The sequence below is a fragment of the Zobellia russellii genome, assembly GCF_018728565.1.
GTDB lineage: Bacteria > Bacteroidota > Bacteroidia > Flavobacteriales > Flavobacteriaceae > Zobellia > Zobellia russellii.
Genome location: NZ_JACSOI010000003.1, coordinates 589,314 through 603,949, shown reverse-complemented (window position 1 = coordinate 603,949; position 14,636 = coordinate 589,314). Strand labels below are relative to the sequence as shown.

The 14,636-nt window shown below is 39.2% G+C and carries 11 protein-coding genes; 3 read left to right on the top strand and 8 right to left on the bottom strand.

Annotated elements, in window-relative coordinates:
• Nucleotides 1-123: 123 nt before the first annotated feature.
• The 6 genes from H9565_RS10590 to pxpA form a co-directional block, all read right to left on the bottom strand.
• Complete coding sequence (locus tag H9565_RS10590) at nucleotides 124-705, bottom strand: O-methyltransferase (protein ID WP_317195437.1); 582 nt, start codon at nucleotides 703-705, stop codon at nucleotides 124-126.
• Nucleotides 706-749: 44 nt separating this feature from the next.
• Nucleotides 750-2,483, bottom strand: a complete 1,734-nt coding sequence (gene ilvB, locus H9565_RS10585) for a biosynthetic-type acetolactate synthase large subunit (RefSeq protein ID WP_215439384.1) — start codon at nucleotides 2,481-2,483, stop codon at nucleotides 750-752.
• An 88-nt stretch (nucleotides 2,484-2,571) separates the two neighbouring features.
• The gene (gene ilvD / locus H9565_RS10580) at nucleotides 2,572-4,248 is read right to left on the bottom strand and encodes a dihydroxy-acid dehydratase (RefSeq protein ID WP_215439383.1); all 1,677 of its coding nucleotides are present in this window, start codon (nucleotides 4,246-4,248) and stop codon (nucleotides 2,572-2,574) included.
• A 435-nt stretch (nucleotides 4,249-4,683) separates the two neighbouring features.
• Entirely contained in the window at nucleotides 4,684-5,526 is an 843-nt protein-coding gene (locus tag H9565_RS10575; protein WP_215439381.1) for a 5-oxoprolinase subunit C family protein, read from the bottom strand.
• On the bottom strand, nucleotides 5,519-6,256 hold the full coding sequence (pxpB, locus tag H9565_RS10570) for a 5-oxoprolinase subunit PxpB (protein ID WP_215439379.1): 738 nt from the start codon (nucleotides 6,254-6,256) through the stop codon (nucleotides 5,519-5,521). The genes H9565_RS10575 and pxpB overlap by 8 nt, the downstream gene beginning before the upstream one ends.
• Complete coding sequence (gene pxpA / locus H9565_RS10565) at nucleotides 6,249-6,995, bottom strand: 5-oxoprolinase subunit PxpA (protein ID WP_215439377.1); 747 nt, start codon at nucleotides 6,993-6,995, stop codon at nucleotides 6,249-6,251. Before pxpA ends, pxpB begins: the two co-directional genes overlap by 8 nt.
• Before the next feature lie 380 nt (nucleotides 6,996-7,375).
• Here pxpA and H9565_RS10560 point away from each other — a divergent pair, with 380 nt between their 5' ends.
• Nucleotides 7,376-7,720: a hypothetical protein gene (locus tag H9565_RS10560; protein WP_317195436.1), complete on the top strand. Its 345-nt coding sequence runs from the start codon at nucleotides 7,376-7,378 to the stop codon at nucleotides 7,718-7,720.
• Between the two features lie 17 nt (nucleotides 7,721-7,737).
• Nucleotides 7,738-8,298 carry a hypothetical protein gene (locus tag H9565_RS10555; protein WP_215439373.1) on the top strand — a complete coding sequence of 187 codons (561 nt, stop codon included), beginning with the start codon at nucleotides 7,738-7,740 and terminating at the stop codon, nucleotides 8,296-8,298.
• 883 nt (nucleotides 8,299-9,181) lie between these two features.
• Here H9565_RS10555 and H9565_RS10550 read toward each other — a convergent pair.
• Complete coding sequence (locus H9565_RS10550; RefSeq protein WP_215439371.1) at nucleotides 9,182-10,717, bottom strand: YifB family Mg chelatase-like AAA ATPase; 1,536 nt, start codon at nucleotides 10,715-10,717, stop codon at nucleotides 9,182-9,184.
• 42 nt (nucleotides 10,718-10,759) lie between these two features.
• Nucleotides 10,760-13,153 (bottom strand): penicillin acylase family protein, encoded by a 2,394-nt coding sequence (locus H9565_RS10545; RefSeq protein ID WP_215439369.1) that lies wholly within the window; start codon nucleotides 13,151-13,153, stop codon nucleotides 10,760-10,762.
• Between the two features lie 250 nt (nucleotides 13,154-13,403).
• Here H9565_RS10545 and H9565_RS10540 point away from each other — a divergent pair, with 250 nt between their 5' ends.
• Entirely contained in the window at nucleotides 13,404-14,618 is a 1,215-nt protein-coding gene (locus tag H9565_RS10540; protein WP_215439367.1) for a hypothetical protein, read from the top strand.
• Nucleotides 14,619-14,636: the final 18 nt, after the last annotated feature.

The window sequence follows — 14,636 nt, the reverse complement described above, 5'->3', positions numbered from 1 at the left end:
ATTTAATAGGGTTTTATCGAGCGCAGCCGATAACTAACATTGTATTTTTTTAACCTCTCAACTGCACTTGAGAGCGGATTTTCCTCTAGAACAACCCATTATTTTCACTCACAAACACTTTTACTAACTCGTTCTTACCGCAAGAACTAACCCTGTAGACCAGTTTAATTTGGTAAGTGTAAAGTCTTTTCTATTTTCCAAATAAGCCAATAAACGCTCCACATTATCCTCATGTCCTTCTGGCCAATTGGGTTGAGCGGTCATATCATCGATTACATAAAAACCACCCACTTTTACCAAATCTAAAACTTCATCAATTTCGCTGTATTTTCCCGGCCACGCATCAGCAAAAACTAAATCGAATTTTTCACCCGTATAGTTTTTTATCCATTCTGAACCGTCTTCACAACATAATTGAACTCTTTTATCAGACTCAAAATAGTCTTTGACAATAGAGATCAACTTTGGGTCATTATCTACCGAAATTAATTTAGACTCAGCATCCATACCATCTACCATCCAAGATAGACTCAACCCTATTCCCGTACCCAATTCCAAAAAGCTTCCTTTTGGCTTAGAGGATACTAGCGTTTTTAACAATGTACCTATGTACACATCCGAAGGCATGGTAAAACCAATTTCTTCCGACTTTTGTTTGATTTTCTGATGGATTGCAGGTTTATCCTGTATGTTGGAATCTATCACTTCTTTAGCTTATAAATGTTTCGTGTTCGCTTATCTTAAATCTGTTATTTTAAACGAACCTCAGAAACTGATGCCCCAGAAGGAATCATAGGGAATACATTGTCTTCTTTCTCTACTTTTACTTCTAAGAAATATGGTCCTTTAGAGGCAATCATCTCCTTAACGGCAGTTGTAAGTTCCTCTCGGGTGCTTACTCTTTTTGCCTCTATACTATAACCTTCGGCAATCTTAACAAAATCCGGATTGGTCATAATAGTTGAAGCATATCTCCTATCAAAGAAAAGCTCTTGCCACTGGCGTACCATACCCAAGTGATCATTGTTCAATACCACTATTTTTACAGGTACGTTATGCTGAAAGATTACGCCAAGCTCCTGAATGGTCATTTGATAGCCACCATCACCAATGATAGCGACCACCTCACGCTCCATAGCTCCCATTTTGGCGCCAATTGCCGCTGGAAGGGCAAAACCCATGGTTCCTAACCCACCTGAAGTAATGTTACTTTTAGTCTGTTTGAACTTCGCATAGCGACAACCAATCATTTGATGTTGCCCTACATCTGTTACGATTACAGCTTTCTGCTCAGATTCTACATTTATTTGCTCAATAACCTCACCCATAGTCAACCCTTCTTTAGTAGGGTGAATATCGTTTTTGATTACCTGATCAAATTCAATTTTATACAATCTCTCAAACTCATTGCGCCAAGCTTCATGCTTGTTCTCCTTGATCAAGGGCAACAATAGACCCAAAGTCTCTTTTGAATTTCCCAAAACCGCCACATCTGCATGAACGTTCTTGTTTATCTCAGCTTTATCAATTTCAAAGTGAATTACTTTAGCCTGTTTGGCGTAAGTTTCCAGATTACCAGTTACACGATCATCAAAACGCATACCTATGGCAATGAGAACATCACATTCGTTCGTTAACATATTGGGTGCATAGTTACCATGCATACCCACCATACCCACATTTAGGGGGTGCTCATTATCCATGGCCGAAGCCCCCATTATGGTCCATGCTGCCGGCACGCCGGACTTTTCAACCAAAGCTTTCAACTCTTCTTCGGCTTTACCCAAAATAACACCTTGACCCCAAACAATAAGCGGTTTTTTAGCGTTATTTATAAGTTGGGCCGCAGCTTCAATAGATTCAACTTTGGGTTTAGGTTCAGGGTTGTAACTGCGTACGGCAGTGCACTTTTCATAACTAAACTCAAACTCATCAATCTGCGCATTTTTAGTAATATCAACCAACACCGGACCTGGTCTACCCGACCTGGCAATATAAAATGCCTTAGCCATTATTTCAGGTATTTCAGAAGCTTCGGTTATCTGGTAATTCCATTTTGTAACCGGTGTAGAAATCCCGATAATATCAGTTTCCTGAAAAGCATCCGACCCCAACAAATGACGGGTAACCTGCCCCGTAATACACACCATTGGTGTAGAATCTATCTGAGCATCGGCCAATCCCGTAACAAGGTTTGTAGCCCCAGGCCCGGACGTAGCCATAGCCACACCCACTCTACCGGAAACCCTAGCATACCCCTGTGCCGCATGCGTAGCACCTTGTTCATGACGGGTTAATATATGCGTAAGTTTATCCTGAAACTTGTATAATTCATCATAAACGGGCATAATGGCTCCACCTGGATAACCATATAGCAAATCCACTCCTTCAGCCAACAAACAATGTATAATGGCTTCTGCACCACTAATCTTAAGCTTTGTTTTCTTTGGGTTCACTTCGGTTTTTATTTTAACTGTTTCCATAGGTCTTCATTCCTTATAATAGCTAATTTGCAGAGACCTCTCTGCTCTTGGTTTCTCATCACATTTTCAAGAAACCCTTTCATGTTCATTAAAACTCATCAGTTACGCAACCTTGCGCAGCAGATGACACAGATCGTGCATATTTATACAATACTCCTTTTTTAAACTTCAACTCAGGTTCTACCCAAGATTCTTTACGCTTTGCCAATTCCTCATCCGAAACCTCAACATTAATTGAATTGGTCTCCGCGTCAATCGTAATAATATCACCATCTTCTATTAAGGCAATGTTACCTCCTTCTTGTGCTTCAGGCGAAATATGCCCAACCACAAAACCGTGTGTACCACCGGAGAAACGACCATCTGTAATAAGAGCTACATCTTTACCAAGACCCGCTCCCATAATAGCAGCCGTAGGCTTAAGCATTTCCGGCATACCAGGACCACCCTTTGGACCTTCATAACGAATAACCACAACATCTCCTTTTTTGACATAACCAGTACGAATACCGTCATTAGCGGCATATTCCCCATTAAAAACTTTAGCCGTTCCTTTAAAGAGTAAACCCTCCTTACCAGTTATTTTTGCTACAGAACCATTTTTAGCAAGGTTTCCGTACAACATACGCAAATGCCCCGTAGCCTTAATAGGGTTATCCAAAGGCATAATTACATCTTGCCCTTCTTCCAAATCCGGAACTTCCTCTAGGTTCTCCGCCAAAGTTTTTCCCGTTACGGTCATACAGTCCCCGTGAAGTAATCCATTTTTCAAAAGATATTTTAAAACAGCAGGTATACCACCTACTCTATGAACATCTTCCATTAAGTATTTACCACTTGGTTTTAAATCTGCTATAAACGGAGTAGTGTCACTAATATGTTGGAAATCCTGAAGCGTAAAATCTATATCCGCAGCTCTTGCTATTGCCAAGAAATGCAATACAGCGTTGGTAGACCCACCCATTATAGTAACTAAACGGATAGCATTTTCTAGGGATTTACGTGTAACGATATCCAAAGGTTTAATATCCTTTTCTATAAGAATGCGCATTTGCTTACCAGCAGCAATACACTCCTCTTCTTTATTACTGCTAATAGCAGGGTTTGAAGAATTGTAAGGCAAGGACATACCCAAAGCCTCTATTGCAGAAGCCATAGTATTAGCCGTATACATACCACCACAGGCACCCGCACCCGGAATAGATTTTTTAATGATACTTCTATATTCGGGCTCTTCCATAGTACCCGCAACTTTCTCGCCCCATGCCTCAAAAGCGGAAACGATATCTAATTTCTTACTGTTATGACATCCTGAAGCTATGGTACCACCGTACACCAAAATTGAAGGACGATTTAAACGCAACATAGCCATTAAAGCACCAGGCATGTTTTTATCGCAACCTACTACGGTAACAAGACCATCATAGGACATACCCTGAACAACGGTCTCCATAGAATCTGCAATGATATCTCTTGATGGAAGTGAAAAACGCATACCCGGAGTCCCCATTGAAATACCATCACTAACTCCAATAGTATTAAAAATAAGGCCAACCGTTTCTTTTGAATTGACACCCTCTTTTACCAACTTGGCCAAATCGTTCAAGTGCATATTACAAGGGTTGCCCTCGTAACCGGTACTTGCGATACCAATTAATGGTTTGCTAAAATCTTCATCTTTAAAACCTATTGCATAAAGCATTGCTTGTGCAGCTGGTTGTGTTGAATCTTGTGTTACGTTTTTACTGTATTTATTCAGTTCCATTAAGCGCTATATAATTGGTTGTTCAGTTTACAATATGTACTCTTTACATTCAAAGGTATTGTTTTCTTTATTTTGGTATTTGCCGTGTGTCTTTCGTATCTAAATCCAATAGTTAAAAAAAATATATAAAATATTGATTAACAGATTTTTAACCAATATATTTTATCATATTCAATTCACATTAATTCATCAAAATACATCATTAAATTTGTCTCTTATCAACGGTTTTCTCAATACCAGGGCTTCAATAACAAAAAAAGGCCTGTATCGAATCAATTGGATACAGGCCTTTCTAAACAATGAAAAACTGCATCACCCCCTTACGAGAATGACGTTTACGACAACAATTGTATGTGTGTTTGTTTTCATTGGAACAATATTAATCAAAAAGATAGGGTTTAACAATAAATTATTCGCAGAAATAACCCCGTTTATTTATGAATTTAATTTAAACTGAATTTCGTCTCCATATTTTTTTTGCGCCAGTATTGACAGGGCTTTGCCCGATAACTGTAGTACACGAGGGTACCCCCCAGTAGTCTGCCCATCTTTCATCAACAATATGAGTTTACCGGACGGTGTTAACTGAACCGTTCCGGGAAGCGTGGCCGATGTAATCATTGAAGTCTGAATGCCTTCAATTTTTTCCTCTAGCTGATAAGCCATTCTATTATTTTCGTTGGATATGCTAAACTTTTTAGCGAACAACATTTCCAATTGTCTATCCGAAAGGCTTTCATACTCAGGCCCTCGGGTAACCTTTAAATCCGTTTCGCTTAGAAAAGAATCCACCTTTAACTTACTTATCCTAGGTTCAAAATGAGAACAGGCGTCATACTCTACCTCATCCCCATCTACAAAATGATTCTTTTGGGTTACCGAAGAAAAGAGCGACCGGCTCCCTAAAACCACCGGCGTTTTAAACCCCTCTTTTATGGCAAGGTAGCTACGAAAACCTTTTTCGAGTTTTCCGTAAGAAAGAATATCTCCTTTATTCACTTTCAATACCTCGTAATTACCTACGGGTTCATTATTTAAAGTTGCCGAAAGCAAAGCTCCCCCCATACTAACATAGGTTTCTTTTTCAAACAACAAAGTAGGTCCAGTCATGGTTATTTCCAACACGGCAGCATCATCTTCATTATCCAAAAGTTGATTCACCTTTCTGGCTGAAAATGCATCCATGTAACCCGCCACGGGCACTCCCTTGTTCAAATACCCATATCTACCGCTATCTTGGACCGTAGTAAAAAGTCCTGATTTGAGAATCTTAAGCATTTACTATAATTTTTTCAAGTTTATAAATGCCTACTTCGTTTTCTATCTTATGCAAATCATATTCGGCCTTAGTTATTTCATAGAATTGAACCTGATCACCCACACTTACAAAACAAGGTTCTTCAGCCTTGGGATCGAACATAGGTACAGGGCAGTTCCCCACAATATTCCAACCTCCCGGTGAATTTTGAGGATAAATTCCTGTTTGTTTACCCGCCAGACCTACGGACCCCTTTATAACCTTTGAACGTGGTTGAGGCCTTCTGTTAAACTCCAAAACCTGAGGAAGCCCCCCTAAATAGGTGAACCCAGGAAGAAAACCAATTCCGAAAACAGTATACACATGAGATGTATGAAGGCTCACTATTTCCGTAACGGACAGACCGGATTTTTGAGAAATTTCCTCTAAATCAATACCAAAATCTTTATCATAACAGACGGGAAGGCGCCATAAAACCTGTTCGCGCACTACTGCTTTAATATCCTCTTTGTACCAACTAAGCAGCTTGGTTTTTAACTCAACAAAATCTATAGGTTCTTTTCTGTAGATAAGGGCTACCGAGTTATAGGCCGGTACTATTTCCCAATCCTTATCCTTTAAGCAACACTCTTTAAGGTACTGGGTAAATTGAAGTATATCTTCAAGAATAGCAACATCTACCCTACCAGGCCACTCTAACAAAATTGCATGGATACCAAAGGGCCTTATTGAAATGGAGTACTTATTCACTTTTTAAATAAATATTATGGTTGGGTAATTCTTTAGTAAGATACAATACTATTTCTAATGCCGATGGAGTATCTCCGTGAATACAAAAAGTATCTGCCAAAATTGATGGTTCAGTTTCCCCTACAGTTCTCACTCTATTGAACTTTGCTATTTTAACCACATGTGCTAAAACTTTTTCTTTATCAATTATTAGTGCATTTGGTTTTTGCCTGGAAACCAAACTTAAATCTGGTTCATAGTTACGGTCTGCAAACGCTTCGTACTTTATCTTAAACCCTAACTCCACAGCCTCTTTCGCGATTGCCGAACCATATGGCGCATAAACAGACACCTCATCTTTATATTTTTCAATCGATTTTAAAAAACAAAGTGCCAAGGAGCTATCTTTTGCTATGTCATTATAAAGTGCTCCATGAGGCTTAATGTGACTTAGTCTTGCATCCTCCGTCTTTATAACTTCAACCAAACTTTGTACCTGAAACTTTATGCTCTCTATAAGTGCTTTGGCATCCATTTTCATGGAAGACCGCCCAAAATTAGTCCTGTCCGGATATGAGGGATGAGCCCCAATCGCCACATTATGTGCTTTAGCCAGCCGTACTACTTGAGTCATAGTCCTCTTATCCCCCGTATGACCTCCACATGCAATATTACAGGAAGACAATAAAGGTAACAGCTCATTTTCGTTACCAACACCTTCGCCCACATCAGAATTTAAATCAATATAAGTTCTTGCCATTTTGGAATTTCTAATTTCGAAAATACTGATAAACTTTAAGACTTCCTGTCAGAAACGACCTTCTATTAACGCACAAAACAATTACCAACACTTCTTTCGCAACCCCTCATTTCACCACAGTTTTAACATTTTTTAATGCCGTTTATCTAAAAAATTGCAGTTCATCTAAAACTAGGGTGCCGTATATCGAGTCTACATAATATCCAGAAAAATTACGGGTTATTATTATCCCAAATCGAACTTCCCCCTCATTTTAATCGGGGCCTAATTGACCTACTGAAATGAATTGTTTAGAATGCAATAAAAAACTTGGTTATACAGATCACAAACACTCAATGGACCTTCTTGGTGTTGAATTGTGTAGAGAACATAGACCAAGAATGATAAAACTAGTAGAACTTAACGATACCCCTCGTGAGGCCATACAATTATACTATGGATTAAAAGAAGCCGGAGTGCCTTCTATGTTAGAATGGTGGGACGGTTCAAAATCAATAGATATTGCCATATCTAGAGTAAAACTCAATATTGAAATAGATACGGAATATCATATGATGACCCATGAACAAGCCATTAATGACCTGGAAGAAGCCATGCATTCGTTTAAAAATGGCTTTACCACCATACGAATACCCCATGTAGTTATAAAATATTATCTTAAAGAAACCGTTACAAATATTCTAGGGATAATGGAAGGCTTGCGTGTACATATCAAAGCGATATAAACTTAAAACCTATTGCCATGTCAAATAATACAAAGATTTTAAAGACTCCATTGAGAATTTCAATCGCAATTTTGTTGTTGGGCATGCTATCTCGCATTTTTCATTGGCCGTACGCGTCAGAAACTATCTTCTTGGCATTTACAGCCATTCTTATCCTATATACTATACGTTTTTGGAAAAAGGAAACCAAACTGTTTATTGATATCGTTAAAATGGTAATGGTAACCAGTTGGGCACTTAATGGGCTTTTCCGGATAGTTGACCTACCGTTTACCCTACTCTTTCAAATACTAATTGCTATCTCTTTCATTACTTGGTTTATTATGGAAGGAACTGCCTATTTTCTGGACGAGGACCGCAGACAAAAAAACAATATGGCCCGTGTACTGTGGAATTTAGCCATGGTAGTTGGAGCTCTTGCCATTATAGCCGGAAGCCTTTTGAATATGTTAAACGAATCCTATGCCATTCCGCTTCTAGCTGTAGGAATTACTATAATCATTGCTTATATTTTAAAGGACGTATTTGCCAACAACAAAGGAAAAGAAGGTCACGGCAACGGAGAGCTTCAATTGTAGTAGCATCTACATACAACTTCTTACTCAATACCACTCTTTCCCTACCTACTCGTTTTCAGAATTGAACACCAGCCTATTTAAAGCCTCTTCTTAGCTTGTCTGAAGAACTTATCTGAACTAACAACAAGACCCTTGACAGAAACATCTATTGTTCCAAAGGGCTTATTATATCATTTCTCTTTTCTATCTAGATTCTTTCCAAAAAACAAAGAACACAAACTATCAATTAGAGCTCAAACCTTAGGTTGTATTGCTTAAAAAAAAGGATAAGGTGTTTTTACATTTATTCCGTTTGTGGAGCTATAAATACCGCTTACCGACATTCATGTTTTCAATCGAATTTAATCCCCTTTGCCCGATTGATAAAGGTGTCACTAGTCCATAAAAGCGTTTTATATATAAACCCAATTCTTATGAAAGAAAAAACTACTCTTAATGATTACCTTGTTTATGCTTTCTGCGCTTTTTGTTTTTTATGGTCTTTGTATGTCATCTTTTACACAACAGTTGCATAAACACCTGTAAGAACCTATATGCAATAGAATTAGTCATAGGCTACGAGGTATTAAATTTAACGCAATCACCAAATACCTCAACTATTTGTAAAAAATAACCCAAAAATTGTGGGGTTTTTCTTTGTTTTATTATCCGTTTATACTTTTATTTTTGTGAAGGAACAACAGATAAATATTCTATGAAGACAAGAGACAAACTCACTTACGCCTATGTTGCATTCAATGTAATTTTTATAATCGTAATGGCGATTTTCCTATACAAAAATCACCCGTTCTAGGAGTCCCTTAAAATTCAAGCTTAGATTATCTAGCTCCTACTCTGTTTACAGATAGGAGCTTTTTCTTTATTTGTACGCAGTCTAACCAAATTACCCTAACCAACCCTCTCTATCCAGGCTACGATATTGAATAGCTTCCGCTATATGAGTGCCATTTACGGCGTCTGCACCTTCTAAATCAGCAATAGTACGCCCAACCTTTAAAATGCGGTCATAGGCCCTTGCCGAAAGATTCAAGCGCTCCATAGCATTCTTGAGCAGTTCCTTAGAAGCTTCATCCAATCTACAAAATTCCCGAATCTGTTTGGTGTTCATCTGGGCATTGTAATGCACATTGGGCAAATCAACAAAACGCTTGGTCTGCACTTCTCTTGCAGCGGTCACCCGCTTACGGATTTCCACACTGCTTTCCCCTTTTCTATCTTCTGACAATTTATCAAAAGGAACCGGTGTAACTTCAATATGAATATCTATACGATCCAATAAAGGCCCGGATATCTTACTTAAATAGCGCTGCATTTCAGCGGGAGACGAAGTTACGGGTGCATCCGGGTCATTAAAGTATCCGCCCGGACTAGGGTTCATACTTGCCACCAGCATAAAACTGCTTGGATAGGTAACCGTAAAACGTGCTCTGGCAATAGTAACCTCACGGTCTTCCATGGGCTGGCGCATTACCTCTAACACCCTACGTTCAAACTCTGGCAACTCATCTAAAAACAGTACTCCGTTGTGCGATAATGAAATTTCTCCCGGTTGTGGGTAACTTCCCCCTCCAACTAATGCAGCACCACTTATTGTGTGATGTGGGTTTCTGAACGGACGCTGGCTCATCAACCCCATATTTTTTATTTTACCTACAACGCTATGAATCTTGGTAGTTTCAAGTGCCTCATGCAAGGTCATAGGTGGCAAAATAGAAGGTAATCGCTTCGCAAGCATCGTTTTTCCCGCGCCTGGAGGACCGACCAAAATAATATTATGCCCACCTGCCGCCGCAATTTCCATGGACCGCTTGATGCTTTCCTGACCTTTTACATCGGCAAAATCAAACTCCGGAAAATCAAGGGTTTTATAGAATTCTTCACGAGTATTAATGATGGTCTGCTCTAACGGTGTTCCATTGTCAAAATATTCTATTACTTCCGATATGTTATCAACTCCAAAAACTTTTAAATCAGAAACAATAGCCGCTTCCTTGGCATTTTCCTTGGGTAGAATAAAACCTTCAAAACCCTCTTCTTGCGCCTTTATAGCTATGGGCAATGCTCCCTTTATAGGGTGGAGACTACCGTCTAGAGAAAGTTCGCCCATGATAATGTACTTTTCTACATTATCCGACTTAATCTGTCCCGAAGCGGTTAGAATTCCTATAGCCAAAGTCAGGTCATACGCAGAACCTTCCTTTCTAAGGTCTGCCGGAGCCAAATTCAACGTTATTTTCTTGCCGGGAATTTTATAGCCATTGTTCAATAGTGCTGCCGCAATGCGGTAGTTGCTTTCTTTTATTGCATTATCCGGCAACCCTACCAAGTGGTACCCAACGCCTTTATCTACATTGACTTCTACCGTGATAGTTGTTGCATCTACGCCAAAAACGGCACTTCCAAAAACTTTGGTGAGCATATTCTTTATCTATTTAAATTCTATAGTTGGCTTTTATTCAAGTTAATTCTTTGGCGTTAATGTAAGTTGAGACTTTGATGTGGAAAGTATCTCCTCTTTATTGAGCATCATTTTACGAAACTCTCCCTTTGCATACATTTCCGCCTGATCCTTATAATGTTCACTAAAAGGATTTCCCGATTGTCCCGTAGGCAGGATACTCATACTATTCTCAACATCCGAAAAATCTACGACCCTTCTTGTTGATGGCCCGGAACTTACTTTGTTAATACCGTCTTCCGTATACGGGAAATAGGTATTGTTGATAACCTCCCGAGTTCCGTTTATAGCAAACGGACCTACATTAAAAAAAGATTTTAGCGCTTCAACCTGACCTATAGGATGCCCGTGCTCAAGGGTATGCACGCTACCCCAAACCCATGCAGTTGTATCATTGCCCAATTGATCACCAAGCGCTTCCATTGCTTCCTTAAAAGAAATGGTAACAATATAGCTTTGACTTTCAATGGTACCGGATGTATTTGTATTATCCCACCAAATAGAGCTCTCTTTACCTATTATGGGCGCTATGGTCCGTTTTATAAAGTGTGTATTTAAAATCTCCTCAAAAAGTGTTTCCCCTAATTCGTCCTTAAATGTATTTTTTAAAATAAAATACATCCATCTATGGTATACTGTTGCAGCTGTACTTTCCACAGGGTAATCGCCTTTCCAAGCTTTAAGGCGATCCAGAATTTGCAAATGACTATCGTTAAGACCCTCAACATTCACCTTTTTGAGCAATTGGGATACTATTTCTACATTTACAGGCGAGGTATTATCGGTTATCATGTCGCCCACAGCTTCCTTGTCCCAATCGTCTTTACCCTCCAACAGTTCCTCAATTCTTCGCCCTCTATTTTCAGGCAAATAATAACCAGGGTACAACACTCCAGCAATAGAATCCGGTTGATTGTTAGCGGAGTAAACATAGTGCCACGGTGGATTTATCGCATGCGGATTTTTACTAAAATCCAAATATTTCTTTTCCACAGGCAGACCTTTTCCTTCTTCATATACAAATTTGGTATTCACGCTGTCCGGAATCTCATAAAGCTTAGCTGCGGCCCACCATGCCACATTATCATCAGCATCACCATAAACAATACCTAATCCCGGAGCATGTAGGTCACCCAAAGCTTGCTCAAAATCCCCCAATCCCTTGGCGTATGACATATTATAAAGGGAAGTAAGTAACTTATTTTCAACTTTAGTAAAAATCCACCACATAGAAATGGGTCTATCACCGGTAATTTGATCAGCAATACCATTTAATACCGGACCCCTATTCGTTTTTTTATAAGAAAATTGAACATTCTCAGAATCCTTCACTTTAATGTTTTTTGAGATAACCTCATAATCCTTCCACCCACTACCCTCTTTATATTTTCTTGGATCCGTTGGATGTGTTTTCTCGTAATAGAAATCCACATCGTCATTCTCGAACATGGTCATGCCATAGGCCAGCTTTCGGTTATGACCCAAGATGGGATAAGGAACTCCGGCAAGATGATACCCGTATTTCTCATAACTTGGCGTACTTACATGAGCCTCGTACCAAACTGATGGTTGCGAATATCCAATATGTGGGTCGTTCGCAAAGATTACCTTCCCACTTTTGGTCTTTCCCGGTGCAATGGCCCAACCATTACTACCTTCAAACAATGGAATTGATAGTTTTTCTAGAGAAGACATCACCTCTGAAATAGATTTATGTATGGAATCGTTTTTAGTATTGGGGTAGTTTTTTATCCATAACGTTGTAGTATCACTATGAACTGCCAAATCCTTTAAGTACTCAAACCCCAATTTATCCTTTATTTTACTCAATAACGGGTCCGTTTTGTGAGCCATAGCAAAACTAAAAGCCATATACCCAAGGGTATTGTAGACATCCTTTAACTCAAACGGTGTTTTTTCTAAACCTGTTAGATAAAACTCCACGGGAGTGGGTCCTTCCTTTACAAATTCATTTACGCCATCCAAGTACGCTTGAGATAGTTGCACCGCCACATCGGATGAATTAAGTTTTGCTATAGTCTCCGTAGAATACTGATCTATTCCTAAAGCCAGAAAGAACTTATCCGTACCCAACAAGTCTTTTCCGAACACCTCTGACAAACCACCCTTTCCTATACGCCGCAAAAGTTCCATTTGCCACAATCTGTCCTGGGCATGAACATACCCCAGCGCTTTAAATGCGTCCGTATCATTTTCCGCATAAATATGAGGAATCCCATAAGTATCATAATATACCTGCACTTCTCCGGAAAGATTTTGAAGGGACTTTTCCCCATCATAGTCAGGTTTTAAATGATAGGTGAAACTTCCTACAATAACAGCTAGCACACCAATAAGAGCAAGGAAGCCCCACCCTAAGCGCTTAAGTTTTCTCATTCAAGTCTAAGTTTTGACCTAATATAAGAATTATTTACAAGGAGCTAAGAAAGAACGGATACCTCGCTTAAAAGCATCTATTAACGACCTATTTCTATTAAAAAATGAAGGTTCATTTTAATTACAAAGACACGTTTACGCACAGCAAAAACAACCAAAAATCAAAAAAGTAAGAAAAAACTACAATTTTATTAAGTGATTAAATCTGAATATTCTTATTTTTAGTTAAAATAAACCTAAAAAACACTATATGAAAAATGCTTACTTAAAAATTGCCGGAACTATTATTGGTGCCGGACTTTTTCTTGTTTCATGTACCAAAGACGAATTTGAACTAAGCACCGAAGACAGCTTAACCCCTTTTACCTCAAAAATTGGCATTCCCTCTTCAGACTTTAATTTTAAAGCCCCGTCATTGATTAAAAAACTTCCTGAAAAGTCAATGTTTCATGACGTTCCCTTTAATTTAGCCTCTATTGTAGAGCCCAGTAAATGCACCTTAACTCCTTTAGACGACGTAATTGCTGCTTCGGTTTCTAGCAATCTGGATTCCATTGGTTTTGATTGGTATGAACTCTATGCAGAAATGAACTTTCTATCCACCATTACCGATGATAGCCCGCAGTATTTTGGAGCAGACGGGGAAGACACCCAAAAAGTAAAGAATATAACCAAAAGTCTTGAGAGATTCTGGTTTATGCCACATGAGATAGAGGTGCGCGGGCAACACAAAAGCACTCTAGAAGATTATGACAAATTAGTGGATATCCTTATGTTCTGGTATGAAAGACCTGCATCAGAAGCCAATGCCCTTGCCTACTATTTTACAAATTTTGTGAACGTAGAGAGCACCTTTCTAACGGAGACACCATTGATTACCGCAGATGGATTCGCAATTGCTCTGGACGGTGCCTTTGGACAGAACGACCTTATTGTAATTGGTGATGGTATAGTAGACCTACTTGAACAAACGGGTATACGGCGAGGTGTAATCTGGAATGGCATCATGGCCCATGAATGGGCTCACCACATACAATTTAACAATCAGGAAAAATGGTACCCTAACGGTGCTGCGGATAATGCTCCCGAAGCTACCAGAACAACGGAACTAGAAGCCGATTTCTTCACCGGGTATTATGTAACCCATAAAAAAGGTGGTACCCAAAACTGGAGACGAACCCAACAATTTCTAGAGCTTTTCTTTAACATTGGCGACTGTAGTTTTACAAGTGATGGTCACCACGGCACGCCTTTACAACGTATGGAAGCTGCAAGAAGGGGCTACCTACTAGCTAGAAGAATCCAAAATAAAGGCAAAGTCCTAACTGCCAATCAGGTCCATAATAGGTTTTTGAAGCAACTGGATAAAATTCTTGGCAACGAACCCGCTAGAGTTATCCAATCAACAGACGATGAAATTCAAGATGAGTTTCAATTTGACGTTCAACCGGATGCGCTTCAATAAGAACAAAACTTAACCTAT